Below are 17,126 nucleotides of genomic sequence, written 5' to 3' on the forward strand. Positions count from 1 at the left end.
GTCACTGCGCGGCGGCCTGCACCCGCAGCGATCGCAGCAGCTGGTCCTGCGCTTCGATGATGATCCGGCGGAGGGCTGCCGGTGCGTCGGGATGCAGCTCCAGCCACTCCACGGATTTCTGCACTACCGGGTGGTCCGCCGGGACAGTGCCGGGCAGCGCGTCCTGGTGGCCGGGATACAGTCCGCCCACCACACGAGAGGCCAGCTCGATGCTGCGGCCTGCCCATACTCCGGCCAGGGAGGAGAAGTAATCCTCTGTGTAGCCGTCCAGCAACTCGTGGCTGCCGAGCGTAAAGCCGGCAATGGTGGCCGAAAGCAGCTCATTGGACAGGGCATCCGAATGAACGGCGGCCTGCCAGGCCGAGTCCTTGACCGCCGGCTCGGGGAAGGCTGCGGCAGCGGTGGTGTACCCCACGCGGCCCGACGCCGTGTTGTCCCGTTCCAGCTCCGCGTTCAGTTCCGCACGGTTCGCCAGCCCGGTCGCCGCCAGGGCCAGCCACAGGCGCCACCGCAGATCGGAATCAACGGTCAGCCCGCTGATGCCGGTACTGCCGTCCAGCAATCCCCGCAGCAGCTGATGATGGGTGCTGCTGCGGCGTCCGGCTGCCGCAGCAGCACGGGCCCAGATGACCTGGCGGTCGCTGCCCGGCTCGGCAGCGTGGAGTGCGGAAACCATGGCGGCATAGAGCTCCTCGCGCAGCTCTCCGCGGAGCGAAGCAGGCGCGTAGTAGTCCACGGCGGAGAGCGCGTTGTCCAGCAGGACCTGCAGCACCCCTGCACCGGACTCCTGCGGGGCCACGCGCTGGATGAGCCGGACGTAGTCGCGCGCACTGAGTACACCGTCGCGGACGCTGTTCCACAGGGCGGAGAGGCTGATTGCCCGGGCCAGGGGATCGGTGAGGCGGTGCAGGGAATCCATCAGCGTCAGCAGTGACTGCTGGTCAAAGCGGATCTTCGCGTACGTCAGATCCTCGTCATTGAGCAGCAGCAGTGCCGGGCGGCGCCGACCGGTCAGCTCGGGGACCTCGGTCCGGGCGCCCGCCACATCCAGTTCAATGCTGTCGGTGCGGATCAGGAACCCGGCGTCGTCAAAGTTGTACAGCCCGATGCGGAGCCGGTGCGGCCGCGGAACCTGTTCCCCGCTCACCGGATCCGGTGCGTTCTGGCGGATCACTACCGAGGTATAGTTCCCGGCGTCGTCGGTCTCCGTCTCCGGCACCAGTACCGGCACCCCGGCGGTCTGCAGCCACTGCCGCGACCACTGGCCCATGTCCCGGCCGGAAGCCGCTTCCAGGGCAGCCAGCAGGTCCGCCAGCGTGGTGTTGCCGAAGGCATGGTCGCGGAAGTAACCGCGTGCCGCTTCGATGAACGTGTCGAACCCTACGTAGGCCACCAGCTGTTTGAGCACCGAAGCGCCCTTGGCGTAGGTGATGCCATCGAAGTTCTGTTTTGCTGCTTCCAGGTTCGGGATGTCAGCGACGATGGGGTGCGTGGTGGGCAGCTGGTCCTGGACGTAGGCCCAGGCCTTGCGCCGGTTCGCGAAGCTCACCCAGGAATTGGTGAAATCCGTGGCGCGGTCCACCGCGAGGGCGCCCATGTAGTCGGCGAAGGACTCCTTGAGCCACAGATCATCCCACCACGCCATGGTGACCAGATCGCCGAACCACATGTGGGCCATCTCGTGGAGGATGGTGTTGGCGCGTGCCTCGTACTGGGCTTCCGTGGCCCGGGAGCGGAAGACATACGCCTCGGTGAAGGTCACCAGGCCCGGGTTTTCCATGGCCCCCAGGTTGTACTCGGGAACAAAGGCCTGGTCGTATTTCCCGAACGGGTAGGGGAAGGCAAAGAGGCGGTGGAAATAGTCCAGGCCCCGTTTGGTGACCGCAAAGATGTTCTCCGGATCAAAGTACTCCGCCAGGGAAGACCGGCAATAGGCCGCCAGCGGCACCTGCAGCTCCGAACCGTCCTGCAGTGTCATCGACCACTGGTCTTCGGCCCGGTGGTACGGGCCGGCCAGCACGGTGGTGATGTAGGTGGAAATGCGCTGGGTGGGCGCGAACTCCCAGCGGCTCAGGCCGCCGTCGTCCGTCTGCGTGCGGGAGGTTTCGCTACCGTTGGAGGCTACGTGCCAGCCGGCCGGGGCTGTGACGGAAAAGCTGAAGGAGGCCTTCAGGTCCGGCTGTTCGAAATTGGCGAACACCCGGCGGGCGTCGGCGGGTTCGTACTGCGTGTACAGGTACGTCTGCCCGTCAGCCGGGTCAACGAAACGGTGCAGGCCCTCGCCGCTGCGGCTGTACAGCGCCGTACCGTCCACGGTGACGGTGTTTTCTGCCTGCAGGCCGGGCAGATGGATGCGCGAGGAGTCCACGGCGGTGGCGAGGTCCAGCTCCCGGCCGTTCAGCACCACGGAGGAGATCCCGCCGTGGATGAAATCAAGGAAGGTGGCCGCCCCGGGTTCGGAACAACTGAACACGATGGTGCTGGTGGACCGGAAACCGGCGGCGCCGGCATCTTCGGCATTACCAAGGTCCAGATGGACGTTGTAGGAGGTCACGGACAGCAGGCGGGAGCGCCGGGCGGCTTCGTCACGGCTCAGATTCTGGTTGGACACTTGTTCATTCAATCACCTTCACCGTGCTTAGCGCGTCCGGCGGCCCGTCCGGTGCGCGCCGGGCCGCGGTGTCGAGCGGGGTCCTGTCCGGTGCGCGCCGGCAGGAAACGGCGGCCGAGTGCCTGAAAGGAGACAACGGCCAGGAGAATGAAATACGGGGCGTAGAGGTACAGGAAACGGGACCTCGCTTCCGAGAGCAGCAGGAACAGCAGCAGGCCCAGCAGCGCTATCCGCACGGCGGAGAGTTCCGGGCGCAGCAGGACCGGGGTCCGGAGCGCCAGCGGCACCGCGGCGAGGGCGAGGAGCAGGAACCAGGTTCCCTGCCACAGTGACAGCGTCCAGGGGAAATGGGGCCGGGTATTGCCGAAGAAGTCCTGGATGGCCTGGTCTGCCGGGTTGTCGGAGACAAAGCCGTTGCCGTCAACGGTGCCTTCACCCCAGGTAAAAAAGGACCCGTCGCCGGTGATCCACAGCAGTTTGTGGTTGAGGAACCCCGCGTAGCCTGCCGGTCCCATGGTCTGGACCCGGGCAGCATAAACGTCCAGGCCATGCCGGAACCTCTCCTGCGGGTCTGCAATCTGCACCGTTGTTTCGGCATCGGACTGGTTGTAGCTGCCGTAGTACGGCCCGTGCGGCCCGGGTGCCTGCTGGGCGCCCACCTTGAGGAAATGGGTGGCGGGCAGGGCGCGGTCCGTGTCCGGCACCGCGGCGCTGTTCCGCTCAAAGGTGCTGATGCCTGCGTATGCCGCGAGGAAACTGCCCGTGACCACAGCAAGTCCCGCCAGGAGGCCGGCAGTACCCTGCCTGCCGGGCAGGAGGCAGAGGGCAGTGAGGCCGGCGGCCACCAGGCAGATGAGTACGGTGGGCTTGATGCCGTAGCCCACTGCACCGGCAGCGCCGGCAAGGATCCACAGAGGTATCCGGACCTGCCAGTGCCCGCTGCGGCAGGCGGCAAGCAGCAGGCAGAGGATCAGGATGGGGAACACCATCCCCACGGTGTCCGAATAGAGCACTCCCGCCCACGGGGAAAAGAGCACAAAGATGCCCAGCGGCAGCAGTGCCAGCACGGCGGCGCTGGTGCCGGCCAGCATCCGCGCCGCCCAGTACGTCAGCACCGTTACGGCAAAGAGGACGACGGCGTTCAGGAACGCGGCGGCCATCTCAAGGTCCGTCACGCCCAGGGCAGTGACGAAGCGGAGGTAGGCGGACAGCAGCAGCGCCAGCAGGGTGTTGTTCGGGTTGATGCCGAAATAGGAGGAGAGCGCTGTTTGTGTGCCCTGGGCCAACCCGGCAGCGGATTCAAAAACAGCATGGGAATCCCAGTCCGCCGGCAGACGCACGGCAAACACCAGCCGGACCTGCAGCGCAAAAAGACCTGCCCACAGGATCACGCGCATCAGGTTCCGCAGCCCGCGGTGCCGGGAGAGCGCACCGGTACTCCGTTGTTGCAGCAGGTACAGCCCGGCCATCAGGACCAGGACGGCGCCGGCAGCTGCTGCGGCCCACCCCCGGGGATACTGCGAAAACCCGTAGTGCGGGCTGAGCAGATTGCCGATCACGGACCAGGCCGCAATCCCGCAGAAGACCAGTCCGGCCGCCGCCGGCAGGCGGGCGGCAAAGGTCAGCCGGGTTCCCGGTCCGTCTGCGGGTCGGCCCGGGCGACGTCCTGCACGCCGGTCGCGGCGACGTCCTGCGTCAGTGCCGGAAGGGTGCGCGGAGTCCGGAAGCATTCCGGGCAGGCGGGCATCCGAGGCCATTCAGGCTCCAATCCACGGCGCGCGGAAACCCGCCTTCCGTTCCTGATGGGATGGCTGTGCTCCTCCTCGTTGGACACTAGGCGGCGTGCATCCCAGCCACAAGTAGAGGGGCGGATTCCGGCCTGCCGGCGCCGCTACCGGCAGTGCGTTCCCCGGCGCCTCCGGTCCTTTCCCTGCACCGGATGCACCAGCTGCCTGAGCTGCCTTCGGTCAGCCGGTAATGGCCACCGCCACGCCCAGCCCCAGCCCCGCCACCAGCGCCCAGGATGCCAGGGCGGCGGCGACGGCACGGATGCCGGAAGCAAAGAGCGCCCGGACCCGCACCCCGGCGCCCAGTCCGAACAGGGCGGCGGCAAAAAGCAGTTCCTGGAGCACGGATGCCACCTCCAGTGCCGGTGCAGGCAGCAGCCCGAAGGTACGCACGAGGATGAGGGCGAGGAAGCCGAGCACAAACAGGGGAACCAGCGGCGGCCGCGGACCCGCCCCGGAGCCGGAGGCGCGGTCCGCGCGGCGGGCCTGCAGTCCCACCGCGGCTGTCATGGGCGCCAACAGCACCACCCGGGCCAGCTTGACCACTACCGCGGCGGCCAGCGCAGCGGTGCCGGCCGTCTGCGCCGTGGCCACTACCTGGCCGACATCATGCACTGATGCGCCGGCCCAGGTACCGAAAACCACCGGGTCAAGGCGGAGCAACGCTCCGGCCACCGGCAGGGCGGCGATGGCCAGGGTTCCGCAGAGGGTCACCAGGGCAATCGGCACCACGGTGTCCCCGCTGCGGGACCGGCGGGCGGCAGCAACGGCCCCAATCGCGGAGACACCGCAGATGGAGAATCCTGCAGCGATCAGCAGCGGTTCGTCTCCGGGGAGCCGGAACATCCTGCAGATGGCGTAGGTGCCGGCAAAGGCCGTGAGGACCAGAAGGACAACCAACCCGAGTGCACCGAACCCCAGGCCGGCAATGTCCACCAGCGACACCTTAAGCCCGAGCAGAACAATGCCGATACGCAGGAATCTCCGCGCAGCCAGCGCCAGCCCCGGCTTAAGCGGACCGGTTGTTGCCGCGGCCGCACCGGGCAGGTTTGCGGCCACCAGTCCCAGGATCACCGCAGCAGTAAGTACCGGGACAGCCGGAACCAGCAGATGCAGCAGGAAGGACAGGGCGACGGCGGCCGCAGCCGCCAGCAGCCCGGGCGCGGTCTTTTTGAGCGCGGCGAACCCGCGCGGCAGCCGCCCGTCGGCGGGCTGCTGCGGCCGGGGCGGATCAGCGGGGGAATCAGGCACGTCTATACCCTGCCCGAGTCGGAACGGATAACCAAAGCAGTTCACCCCGGCGCACGCTTCGGACCCGCACAACGTACTGCTGCGCGGCCGGGCGTTGTTACCATGGGTTACCATCCTCGAGCATCAGGGGAAGCGCCCATGAGCACGCACAGCAACGGCCGCGGCGCCGAACACGTCTCCGCGGAACAATCCCTTCCCGCGGAGCCGGGGGTTCTCGCGACCCCCTGGCTCTATCCCGCGGAAGAGGTCGCGGCAGAGCTCGGCACCGATCCGTCCACGGGACTGGACGGGGATGAGGCCCGGGAGAGATTGGGACGCTACGGACCCAACGAACTGGACGAGGGCAAAAAGGTGCCGGCGTGGCGGAAAGTCCTCCGGCTGCTTTCGGACCGGCTGACCATCGTCCTCATCATTGCCGCCGTCGTCAGCGCCGTGGTATCCCGGGAATGGGAAACCCCGGTGGTGATTCTCCTGGTGATCATCCTGAATACCACGCTGAACTATGTGCAGGAGCAGCGCGCCGAATCCAGTCTCGAAGCACTGCGGAATGCCGCGGTGGATGCCTGCCGGGTCCTGCGCTCGGGCACGCAGGCCACGGTGGAGCGCACCGCCCTGGTACCCGGGGACATCGTGCTGCTGGAAGCCGGAGACACCGTTCCTGCCGACGGCCGGCTCCTGGTAGCGGTCCGGCTGCAGGTGGCCGAAGCGGCGCTGACGGGGGAGTCCCGGCCCTCCAACAAGGTGGCCGGGGCTCTCTCAGACCCGCAGCTCCCCGTCGCGGACCGCACCAACCTGCTGTACATGGATACCGATGTCACCCGCGGCCGGGCAGTGCTGCTGGTTACCGGCACCGGAATGAACACCCAGATCGGTACCATCGCGGATCTGCTGGGCAGCACTGCCGAGGAAAAAACCACGCTGCAGCGCAGCATCGACCAGCTCGCCCGCGTCCTGACCTACATTGCCCTGGCAGTAGTGACCCTGGTGTTTATCCTGGGGCTGCTGCGCGGGGACAGCTGGCAGGACCTGTTCCTGACGGCCGTGTCCCTGGCAGTTGCCACCATTCCGGAAGGGCTGACCGCCGTCGTCGCCTTCACCCTGGCCATGGGCGCCTCCCGGCTGGCGGCCCGCGGCGCCATCATCAAACAGCTCGCGGCCGTGGAAACCCTCGGCAGCACCTCGCAGATCTGCACCGACAAGACCGGCACCCTGACCCTGAATGAGATGACGGTCCGGCGGCTGTATTCCCCGTCGGGCAGCCGTTTCCGGGTTACCGGATCCGGCTACTCCACCGAAGGCAAGATCCTCAGCCCGGACGGGCGGTCCGTACCGGCGTTCATCGAGGCGTACCTGGCCATGGCGCTGTGCAACGACGCCTCCGTGGAAGACGGGCGCCTCACCGGTGACCCCACCGAAGGGGCGCTGGTGGTGCTGGCCGAAAAGGGCGGCATTGACGTGGCCGGGGCCCGGGCCACGCACCGGCGCATCGCCGAGGTTCCGTTTGATTCCGACTACAAGTTCATGGCCACGTTTAACCGCGCTGAGTCCGCGGGAGCGCCCGTGCACTGCAACGTTAAGGGTGCACCCGGCGTCGTCCTGGAACGCACGGCATTTGTGATGGGCGCGGACGGGCCGGAGCCGCTGGACGCTCAGGAGCGGGCACGCATTTCGGCCGACGTCGACTCGCTTGCCAAGGCGGGACTGCGGACCATGGCGGTGGCCGGACGGGTTCTGGACGCACCGTTGCCGGGAAGCCCGGAGGGGCTGTTTGCGGAGGCGGCGAATCTGGTCCTCTACGCCATTGTCGGAATCCTTGACCCGCCACGGCAGGAGGCCGGCGAAGCCATCTCCCGGGCCCAGGCTGCCGGTATTGATGTGCACATGATTACCGGAGACCACCTGGTCACCGCCTCGGCGATTGCCAGGGACCTGGGTATTGGTGGCAGGGCCGTGGCCGGTTCGGCACTTGATGCCATGGATGACGAGCAGCTGCAGGCGGAGGCTCCCGGGCTGGGGGTCCTGGCCAGGGTCTCACCCGAGCACAAGATCCGCGTGGTCAAGGCGCTGCAGGCTGACGGTTATGTAGTGGCCATGACCGGCGACGGCGTGAACGACGCACCGGCGCTGAAACGGGCGGACATTGGCATCGCCATGGGCATCACCGGCACCGATGTTTCCAAGGGTGCAGCGAGGATGATCCTCACTGATGACAACTTCGCCACCATCGTGGCGGCCGTCGAGGAAGGCCGGGGCATTTATGACAACATCGTGAAGTTTGTCCGCTTCCAGCTCACCACGGCGTGGGGGTTCGTGCTGATCTTCCTGGCCTCGGCGACCTTCGGCTTTGCCGGCGGGGCCCCGTTCACCGCGCTGCAGATTCTGTGGGTGAACATCATCATGGACGGCCCGCCCGCCCTGGCCCTTGGCGTGGACAAAACGGATCCGGGCGTGATGAACCGTCCGCCCCGGCGGGCAGGGGAACCGCTGCTGACCGGACGGCGGATTGCGGTACTGGCCATGCTGGGCATAGTCATGGCCATCGGCACCTGCGCCGTGCTGGTCAGTGCTCCCCGCCTGTTCCCCGAGAGCGCCGGCAGTGCTAACTTCGCCACCACCATGGCCTTTACAACCTTCGTTTTCTACCAGGTGTTCAATCTGCTCAATGTGCGTTCGGAAACCGGTTCCGTTTTTTCGCTGCTGACCTTCACCAACCGGGCCATCTGGGTTTCGCTGGCGGCAGTGGTGGTTCTGCAGATACTGGTGGTACAGCTGAGCATTTTCGAAGGCTTTTTCGACACGGTGCCGCTGACCTCCGCGCAGTGGTTCCTGTGCATCGCAGTGGGCGCTACCGTGCTGGTGGTTTCGGAAATCGGGAAGGCGGTTCAGCGGCTGGCCACACGGCGCCGGCACACCGGAGCCGGCGGCACCGGCCCCGTGCCCGTCCTACCAGGGTGAGGGCTTGTAGTCCTTGAGGAAGACACCGTACTGGTCTTCACCGTTTTCGCCCATCACAATCGGGTCATAAACCCGTGCCGCGCCGTCCACCAGGTCCAGCGGGGCGTGGAAGCCCTCCTCGGCCAGGCGGACCTTGGTGGGGTGCGGACGCTCGTCGGTAATCCAGCCGGTATCCACCGCCGTCATCAGGATCCCGTCGGTGTCCAGCATTTCCTGGGCACTGGTGCGGGTGAGCATGTTCAGTGCCGCCTTGGCCATGTTGGTGTGCGGATGGCCGGGGCCCTTGTAACGGCGGGAGAACTGTCCCTCCATGGCGGAGACGTTCACAATGTACTTCCGGCGGGCGGAGGACGCCGCCATGGCCGGGCGGAGCCGGTTCACCAGCAGGAACGGGGCGGTGACGTTGCAGAGCTGCACTTCGAGCATTTCCAGCGGATCCACCTGGTCCACCACCTGCGTCCAGCTGTTGATCGGTGCCGTGTCCGGCACCAGGCCGCCGGCGTCGATGGCCGTGCCGGCCTCCATCCGTGCCAACGAGGAGGAGCCCGCGGTCAGCGCCAGGGAGGTGACGGCGTCGGCGGCCAGCACCGGGTGTGCCGCCACGGAACCGGCCAGCGCGGTGGGGTGCGCGTCATAGGTGTGGCCGAAGGTCACCAGCTCGGGCATGGGGCCGTCCGGCAGCGGGGCCAGTTCGGCCTCGGTCAGGGGACGGTAGGCACCGGCGGAACGGCGCACGGTCTGGGCCGCGTTGTTGATCAGGATGTCCAGCGGGCCGGCATCCGAAACCGATTCCGCCAGGGAGATGACCTGGGCCGGATCACGCAGGTCGATGCCGACAATGCGCAGCCGGTGCAGCCAGTCCGCGGAATCCTCCATGGCCGCAAACCGCCGGGCGGCGTCCTTGGGGAAGCGGGTGGTGATGGTGGTGTGTGCCCCGTCGCGCAGCAGCCGCAGGGCAATGTACATGCCGATCTTGGCCCGTCCGCCGGTCAGCAGTGCACGGCGGCCGGTCAGGTCGGTGCGGGCATCACGCTTGGCATGGCTGAACGCTGCGCATTCGGGGCAAAGCTGGTGGTAGAAGGCGTCCACCACGGTGTACGGCTGCTTGCAGATGTAGCAGTTGCGCGGCTTCAGCAGCGTTCCGGCAGAAGGCCCATGGGCGGCGCTGGTCAGCTGTGCGCCGCGGGTCTCGTCGTCGATCCGGTCTGCCGCACCGGTGGCCGTCAGGGCGACGACGGCGCGGTCCGCCTCTGCGACGGCGCTGCGCTTTTCGTTCTTCCGGTGCTTTTTCACTGACTTGAACATCTTGGCGGTTGCCCGCCGGACCGCGACGTAATCCGGGTTCTCCTCATCCAGGACGTGGATGGAGGCCAGGACGCGCAGGGCGGTCTGGATCTCTTCCGGGCTTAGTTCTTCCGGGCTCAGTTCAGGGGTGCTCATCGGGGCCTTCTGCTCATCGACACCGGCGGATTCACGGCGCGGCGCAACTGGAGTGCGCACTTCGAGGATACCGGAGAAGCGGCACGGCACCCGTATCGGCGGCGGGGGCACGGCGGAATCTCACATCCGCTGCCCCCGCCGCCTGTCAGACCGGCATTATGCCGGGCCTAAACGGTTTCCCGGGGTGCTTCCGCCGGGATCCGCTGGCCCTTGCTGAGCACCGTCAGCCCGGATTCCGTCACCGTAAACCCGCGGCTCAGATCGAGTTCGCGGTCCACGCCAATGGTGGCACCTGCCGGGATCCGCACGTTCTTGTCAATGATGGCCCGGCGGATAACGGCACCCTCACCCACGTGCACCTTATCCAGCAGGACAGAGTCGGTGACCTCGGCATTGGCGGAAACGTAGACGTCCTGGGCCAGCACCGAACCGGTGACCGTTCCGCCGGAGATGACCGTCCCGTCGGAGACAATCGAATCGAAGGCCGTCCCCGCCTGCTCCGACGCGCTGCGGACAAACTTGGCGGGCGGGGAGATGCTCTGCCGGGTATAGATGGGCCACTGCAGGTTGTACAGGTTGAACGCCGGCAGCGGGGAAATCAGGTCCATGTTGGCGTCGTAATAGGAGTCCAGGGTGCCGACGTCGCGCCAGTACTGATGGTCGCTTCCGGTAGCCCCGGGGATCACGTTGGTAGTGAAGTCGTACACCGCGGCATCGTTGCGCTCCACGAAGTAGGGAATGATGTCCCCGCCCATGTCGTGCTTGGTGATCAGCCGCTCGGCGTCGGCCTGCAGTGCGGAGACCAGGGCATCGGTGTTGAAGACGTAGTTGCCCATGGAGGCCAGGAAGCTGTCCGGGTCATCGGGCAGGCCGGGCGTGGAATCGGGCTTCTCCACGAACGCACCGATCCGGCCGGGGTTCTCCGGATCGGTTTCGATAACGCCGAACTGGTCCACCAGGTGCATCGGCTGCCGCACCGCGGCAACGCTGACCGAGGCGCCCGAGGCGATGTGTGCCTCAACCATCTGGGAGAAGTCCATCCGGTACACATGGTCGGCACCAATAACAACCACGATGTCCGGCTGGGCATCATCGATCAGGTTCATGGACTGGTAGATCGCGTTGGCGCTGCCGAGGAACCAGCTTTTGCCCACGCGCTGCTGCGCCGGCACGGAAGCCACATAGTTCTGCAGCTGGGTGGACAGCCGCCAGGTCTCGGAAATATGCCGGTCCAGGCTGTGGGATTTGTACTGCGTGAGAACCACTATCTGCAGGTACCCGGAGTTCACCAGGTTCGAAAGTGCGAAGTCGATGAGGCGGTAACGCCCCGCGAAGGGTACCGCGGGTTTTGCCCGGTCTGCCGTCAGGGGCATCAGGCGTTTGCCCTCGCCGCCTGCAAGCACTACTGCCAGGACCTTCTTTGGCGCCATTGTGTTGAACCTCTTCCGGAAGTAAGTCTGCTGACTTCACACTAGATCACAGGTTGCCCGGTGCACTACGTTGGTTTAGTGCGAGTAGATATTGTGTCGAAGGAATTCCCGCCGGAAATCTACGGGGGAGCAGGCGTTCATGTAGCCGAGCTCAGCCGTGTCCTGGCCGGAGAAGTTAATCTCCATGTGCATTGTTTCGGGGCGGAGCGGCCCGAGGATTTCCACGGGGCCACGGTGCGTACCTACCGGGCACCGGCGGAACTGGGGGACGCCAATCCGGCCGTCCAGACCCTGGGTACGGACCTGGAAATCCTGGGCGGGCTGGCCGGCGCGGACCTGGTCCACTCGCACACCTGGTACGCCAATATGGCCGGGCATCTGGGATCGCTGCTGCACGGCATCCCGCACGTACTGAGCGCCCACAGCCTGGAGCCGCTGCGCCCCTGGAAGGCGGAGCAGCTGGGCGGCGGTTATGCGGTGTCCTCATGGGTGGAGAAAACCGCGTACGAGGCAGCCGCAGCCATCATCGCCGTTTCAGAGGGCATGCGCCAGGACATCCTGCGCAGCTACCCGGAGGTGGATCCGGAAAAGGTCAGGGTGGTCCACAACGGCATCGACGTGGAGCAGTGGCAGCCGGACCCCGATCCCGACGGCGTGCGCGCGTTCGGAATCGACCCGGACCGGCCCAGTGTGGTGTTCGTGGGCCGCAACACCCGTCAGAAGGGCGTGCCCTACCTGCTCCGCGCGGCAGCGCTGCTGCCCCCGGACGTACAGCTGGTCCTGTGCCTGGGTGCTGCCGACACACCCGAGCTGGCAGCGGAAACCGCCGTGCTGATCGAGGATCTGCGGCGTACCCGTACCGGTGTTGTGGTTATTGAACGGATGCTGCCGCGCGCTGAACTGATCAGGATCCTCTCCATTGCCACCGTGTTCGCCTGCCCCTCCGTGTATGAACCGCTGGGCATTGTGAACCTTGAGGCCATGGCGTGCGGCACCGCGGTGGTGGCCAGTGCCACCGGCGGGATTCCCGAGGTGGTGGACACCGGCGTGACCGGCCTGCTGGTGCCCATTGAGCAGGTCACCGACGGCACGGGCACTCCGCTGGACCCCGAGGCTTTTGTACGCGACTTTGCCGCGGCGCTGACCACTGTGGTCACCGACCCGGCCATGGCCGAACGGATGGGGGAGGCGGGCCGGCTCCGCGCCACCAGGGAGTTCTCCTGGGAATCCATCGCCGAGGCCACCCTGGCCGTCTACCGCTCGGTACTGCCCTAGGCCCTCCCGGGCACGGCCCCGATACGGCAAAGGCGCCGCCGTCCTGCATATTGATGTCCTGCATATTGCTGCAGTGCGGCGGCGCCTTTGTATTGCCCGTGCGGACGCGGTTGTTCTACTTCTTCTTGCCGGACTTCTTCTTGGCCGCCTTCTCGCGGGCAATCAGGACCTTTTCATCCACCGGTGCGGCACCGCTGGCACGGAGCAGCCGCTGGTATTCAAAGGCCTCATCCTGGCGTGCTTTTTCAGCGCCGGAAGCGATGCTGGCGCGCAGGTGCTCCTGGCCGTATCCGAAGGAGTCCACCAGATCCAGGGCGTGCGGGCGAATCTTGGCCAGCAGGCGGTTGATGTACGGGCCGAGGGTGCGCGCACGCTGGGCCGAGAGGCGCCCGTTCATCAGGTACCAGCCCAGGTTCTTTTCAATCAGGCACAGCCCGAAGAGGTCCCGGACCCAGGTCATGACCTGGCGGGTGCCGGCGTCGTCAATGCGGTCCAGTGCACGGGTGAAACCTTCCCACTGCAGCAGTTCGGCGTGGGCGCGGGCGGCTTCGATAAGGGCGTGCTGGTTCTCGTTGAAGATGGCCGCCCCCTTTTCCTTCGGCAGGCCGCGGGCCGCCTTCAGGGCACCGGCTACCTCCGCCACCATGGTGTTCACCCGGTCAGCGAGCAGATCATGCTGGGCACGGGGATCCCGGAGGGCAATCGCGGACTTCTTCTCCGAACCGGAATCCGCCACGGTCTGGGCGATCCGCCGCAGGCCCGTGCGGTGCACTGTGACATCGGCCGCCTGGCCCACAACGTAGCGTGCCAGCACGCCGAAGTCCGCTCCTGCGAATTCCTTTGCATAGTCGGCCAGCAGGCGCTTGGCCACCAGCTGCAGCAGCACCGTATTGTCACCTTCGAAGGTGGCGTAGATATCCAGATCGGCCCGCAGCGCGGTGAACCGGTTCTCCGCCAGGAAGCCCGCACCACCGGTTGCCTCGCGGCATTCCTGCAGGGTTTCCAGGGCGTGCCAGGTGGAGAGGGACTTCAGGGCGGCGGCAAGGGTCTCCAGGTCCTGGCGGTCCTCGTCGGTGTCGTGCGCGCCGGAGAAGACGTCGTCGAACTTCTGCAGCAGCTCGTCGTGCGCGAAGGACGCAGCGAACGTGGTGGCCAGCAGCGGCAGCAGCCGGCGCTGGTGCTGCTGGTAGTCCATCAGCACCTCTTCGCGGATATCCGAGGCGCCATTGAACTGGCGGCGCTCGGTGCCGTACTGGATGGCTGTCTTCAGGGCCAGCTTGCTGGCCGCCACCGCGGCGCCGTCCAGGGACACGCGGCCCTGGACGAGGGTGCCGATCATGGTGAAGAAGCGCCGGCCCGGGCTGGAAATGGCGGAGGTATAAGTGCCGTCCGCTGCCACATCGCCGTACTTGTTGAGCAGGTTGGTCCGGGGAATGCGGACATTGGAGAAGTGCAGCCGGCCGTTGTCGATGCCGTTCAGGCCACCCTTGACGCCGTCATCCTCGCCGCCGACACCGGGCAGGAAGCCGTTGTCGTCGCGGAGTTCAACGTAGAAGGCGTGCACGCCGTGGTCAACGCCCCGGGTTATGAGGTGGGCAAACACCACGGCCGCCTTGCCGTTGACCGCGCCGTTGCCGATGTAGTCCTTCCACGCCGCGCGGAACGGTGTGTTGATGATGAACTCTTCCGTTGCGGCGTCGTACTCCGCAGTGGTGGCGATGCTCGCAACATCTGACCCGTGGCCGGTCTCCGTCATGGCGAAGCAACCGGGAATCTCCAGGCTCATGATGCCCGGGAGCCACTTCTCGTGGTGCTCCCGGTTACCCAGGTGCAGCACGGCGGAGCCAAAGAGGCCCCACTGGACGCCTGCCTTGATCTGCAAGGAGGGGTCGGCGGTGACCAGTTCCGCGAAACCGGCAACATTGCCGCCGTGGTTGTCCTCGCCGCCCACGTACTTGGGGAAGGCACGGTGCACGGCACCGGCGTCCACCAGGATCTTCAGCTGTCCCATGACCCGTTCGCGGTGCTCGTGGTGGCTCAGCCCGGCCGGGGTATGCAGGGCATCCTGGCCTGCCAGCGCGCGGGCCTGCAGGCGGATATCCGCCCACTTGCCCAGCAGGGCGCGGCTGAGGGAATCGGTGTCCACGACGGCTGCGTCATTGTCGCTGATAGCGGCACTTGCCGGGAGTTGGCGTTCCGTGGTTGAAAGCGTTTGCGTCATTGCGTGTCCTTCGTGGTGGTTGGGGGCGTATCAGAAGAAAGTCGGGGGAGGGGCGAACGCCCCTGGTCATGGCCGATGCCGTCAAACAGCCACGCCGTGAGCTGATCGGTCATCTGCTCTTCCGTGGGCTTGTCGGGGCTGGGCGGTGAAGCGATCCAGCGTTCACCGGCGGCACGGATCATGCCCAGTGCCGCCGAGGGCCAGTACTGGGCGGTGGCGGTGGCCTGCGGAGGAACCTCCCGGCCGGCCAGGTACTGCCGCATGGCCGAATCCATCATGGAGGTGATGGTTTCGAAGAAATGTGACAGCGGTGTTTCCGCCTGCTGCTCCGGTCCGCCCTCGGCAAGACGGCCGGTGACAAACAGGTAGACGTTGGGAGAGGTCTCGGCCATCTGGAGGTAGGCGGAGACCATGGCGCGCAGGCCCGAGCGCGGCGAGTCAGCGGTGCGGCCGGCGGCGAGGATCTTGTCCTGCATACGGGCGACCGCCATCTCGCCCATGGCTTGCTGCAGACCGGCCTTATCACCGAAATAGCGGTAGAAGACGGACTTGGATGTCCCCGAGGCTGCCGCAATTTCCTCCATGGACGCGGAGTAGCCCAGGGTATGCACGGCGCCGCGCGCCGTTTTGATCAGGGTACGGCGTCGCTCGGCCCGGTGGGCTTCCCAGCGGAGCGAGCGGCCGTCCCCGGCCGGGGGAGAAGAGGACGGATCCTCCATTGCGTTGTTCACGATACCCAGCGTATCAGGTACGCTGGGTAACAGTAACTACCGTCACACCGAACCGTTCCACCCACCCCCCTGGATTCCAAGGAGAGCGACGACATGGCTGCACAGCCCGAACCCGCCCGCGCCACGCCCGCAAACGGCACCACCGCACCCCGCAAGGCCGTAGTGATCGGCGGCAACCGCATTCCCTTCGCCCGCTCCGGCGGCAAGTACACCTACAGCTCCAACCAGGACATGCTTACTGCTGCCCTCGACGGGCTGATTGCCCGTTTCGGCCTGCAGGGCGAACGGATCGGCGAAGTGGCCGGCGGCGCCGTCCTGAAGCACTCCCGCGATTTCAACCTCACCCGTGAAGCGGTCCTGGGTTCGGCACTGTCGCCGGAAACCCCCGCCTACGACGTGCAGCAGGCCTGCGCCACCGGCTTGGAGACCGTGGTCAGCCTGGCCAACAAGATCAAGCTGGGACAGCTGGAATCCGCCATTGCCGGCGGCGTGGACTCCGCTTCGGATGCCCCCATCGCAGTCAGCGAAGGTCTGCGCCGGGCCCTGCTGGACCTCTCACGTGCACGCACCACCAAGCAGAAGCTCGCCGCCGTCGCGAAGATCCGGCCCAAGGACCTGTCCCCGAACGCCCCGACCACGGGCGAACCGCGCACCGGTCTGTCCATGGGCGAGCACCAGGCACTGACCACGGCGCAGTGGAAGATTACCCGGGAGGCCCAGGACGAACTGGCGTTCAACAGCCACCGGAACATGGCCGCAGCCTATGACCGCGGTTTCTTTGATGACCTGGTGACCCCGTACCGCGGCCTGGCCAAGGACGCCAACCTGCGTCCGGACACCACCATGGAAAAGCTCGCCAAGCTCAAGCCCGTCTTCGGCAAATCCCTGGGCGACGCCGCAACCATGACCGCCGGCAACTCCACCCCGCTGACCGACGGCGCCTCCGTGGTACTGCTTGGCTCCGAAGACTACGCACGCGAACACGACCTGCCGATGCTGGCCAACGTTGTGGACGCCGAAGCCGGTGCCGTGGACTTTGTGCACGGCAAGGACGGGCTGCTGATGGCTCCGGCCTTCGCAGTGCCCCGCCTGCTGGCCCGCAACAACCTCACCTTCGATGACTTCGACTTCTTCGAGATCCATGAGGCCTTCGCCGGCACCGTCCTTTCCACCCTGGCTGCCTGGGAGGACGAGGAGTTCTGCCGCACCCGCCTGGGACTGGATGCACCGCTGGGAAGCATCGACCGCAGCAAACTCAACGTCAACGGCTCCTCACTGGCAGCCGGCCACCCGTTCGCTGCCACCGGCGGCCGCATCGTCGCCTCGCTGGCGAAGATGCTGCATGAGAAGGGTTCGGGCCGCGGCCTGATTTCCATCTGTGCTGCCGGCGGACAGGGCCTCGTCGCGATCCTGGAGGCGCGCTAA

General features: G+C 66.5%; 10 protein-coding genes. 3 read left to right on the forward strand and 7 right to left on the reverse strand.

Translation table 11 applies throughout. The annotated features are described in order from the left end of the window. Position 1: 1 nt before the first annotated feature. The 3 genes from pepN to MUK71_RS08695 form a co-directional block, all read right to left on the reverse strand. Entirely contained in the window at positions 2-2,611 is a 2,610-nt protein-coding gene (pepN, locus tag MUK71_RS08685; protein WP_227901880.1) for an aminopeptidase N, read from the reverse strand. Positions 2,612-2,619: 8 nt separating this feature from the next. After that, positions 2,620-4,368, reverse strand: coding sequence for a hypothetical protein (locus MUK71_RS08690; RefSeq protein ID WP_227901879.1), 1,749 nt, complete (start codon positions 4,366-4,368; stop codon positions 2,620-2,622). Positions 4,369-4,578: 210 nt separating this feature from the next. Further along, the gene (locus tag MUK71_RS08695; RefSeq protein ID WP_423723337.1) at positions 4,579-5,649 is read right to left on the reverse strand and encodes a YeiH family protein; all 1,071 of its coding nucleotides are present in this window, start codon (positions 5,647-5,649) and stop codon (positions 4,579-4,581) included. 138 nt (positions 5,650-5,787) lie between these two features. Between MUK71_RS08695 and MUK71_RS08700 the strand changes: the two genes are divergently transcribed. Next, positions 5,788-8,604 (forward strand): cation-translocating P-type ATPase, encoded by a 2,817-nt coding sequence (locus MUK71_RS08700; protein WP_227927807.1) that lies wholly within the window; start codon positions 5,788-5,790, stop codon positions 8,602-8,604. Here MUK71_RS08700 and MUK71_RS08705 read toward each other — a convergent pair. After that, positions 8,593-10,044, reverse strand: coding sequence for an SDR family NAD(P)-dependent oxidoreductase (locus MUK71_RS08705; RefSeq protein ID WP_423723378.1), 1,452 nt, complete (start codon positions 10,042-10,044; stop codon positions 8,593-8,595). The genes MUK71_RS08700 and MUK71_RS08705 overlap by 12 nt on opposite strands. Before the next feature lie 167 nt (positions 10,045-10,211). Then, positions 10,212-11,474: a glucose-1-phosphate adenylyltransferase gene (gene glgC / locus MUK71_RS08710; RefSeq protein WP_227901877.1), complete on the reverse strand. Its 1,263-nt coding sequence runs from the start codon at positions 11,472-11,474 to the stop codon at positions 10,212-10,214. Between the two features lie 78 nt (positions 11,475-11,552). Here glgC and glgA point away from each other — a divergent pair, with 78 nt between their 5' ends. After that, a complete protein-coding gene (gene glgA, locus MUK71_RS08715; RefSeq protein ID WP_227927806.1) occupies positions 11,553-12,749 on the forward strand; it encodes a glycogen synthase in 1,197 nt (398 codons plus the stop codon). A gap of 115 nt (positions 12,750-12,864) precedes the next feature. Here glgA and MUK71_RS08720 read toward each other — a convergent pair whose 3' ends face one another. Continuing rightward, a complete protein-coding gene (locus MUK71_RS08720; protein ID WP_227927805.1) occupies positions 12,865-14,970 on the reverse strand; it encodes an acyl-CoA dehydrogenase family protein in 2,106 nt (701 codons plus the stop codon). Further along, positions 14,967-15,701, reverse strand: coding sequence for a TetR/AcrR family transcriptional regulator (locus tag MUK71_RS08725; RefSeq protein WP_227901874.1), 735 nt, complete (start codon positions 15,699-15,701; stop codon positions 14,967-14,969). The genes MUK71_RS08720 and MUK71_RS08725 overlap by 4 nt, the downstream gene beginning before the upstream one ends. A gap of 93 nt (positions 15,702-15,794) precedes the next feature. Here MUK71_RS08725 and MUK71_RS08730 point away from each other — a divergent pair, with 93 nt between their 5' ends. Beyond that, positions 15,795-17,126 carry an acetyl-CoA C-acetyltransferase gene (locus MUK71_RS08730; protein ID WP_227901873.1) on the forward strand — a complete coding sequence of 444 codons (1,332 nt, stop codon included), beginning with the start codon at positions 15,795-15,797 and terminating at the stop codon, positions 17,124-17,126.

Origin of the sequence: Arthrobacter zhangbolii (genome assembly GCF_022869865.1) — a bacterium.
Classification (GTDB): Bacteria; Actinomycetota; Actinomycetes; order Actinomycetales; family Micrococcaceae; genus Arthrobacter_B; species Arthrobacter_B zhangbolii.

Coding starts and splice junctions, on each gene's coding strand:
- MUK71_RS08700 (WP_227927807.1), top strand. CDS start 5,788: ATGAGCACGCACAGCAACGGCCGCGGCGCCGAACACGTCTCCGCGGAA.
- MUK71_RS08690 (WP_227901879.1), bottom strand. CDS start 4,368: ATGGCCTCGGATGCCCGCCTGCCCGGAATGCTTCCGGACTCCGCGCAC.
- MUK71_RS08705 (WP_423723378.1), bottom strand. CDS start 10,044: ATGAGCACCCCTGAACTGAGCCCGGAAGAACTAAGCCCGGAAGAGATC.
- glgC (WP_227901877.1), bottom strand. CDS start 11,474: ATGGCGCCAAAGAAGGTCCTGGCAGTAGTGCTTGCAGGCGGCGAGGGC.
- MUK71_RS08720 (WP_227927805.1), bottom strand. CDS start 14,970: ATGACGCAAACGCTTTCAACCACGGAACGCCAACTCCCGGCAAGTGCC.
- MUK71_RS08730 (WP_227901873.1), top strand. CDS start 15,795: ATGGCTGCACAGCCCGAACCCGCCCGCGCCACGCCCGCAAACGGCACC.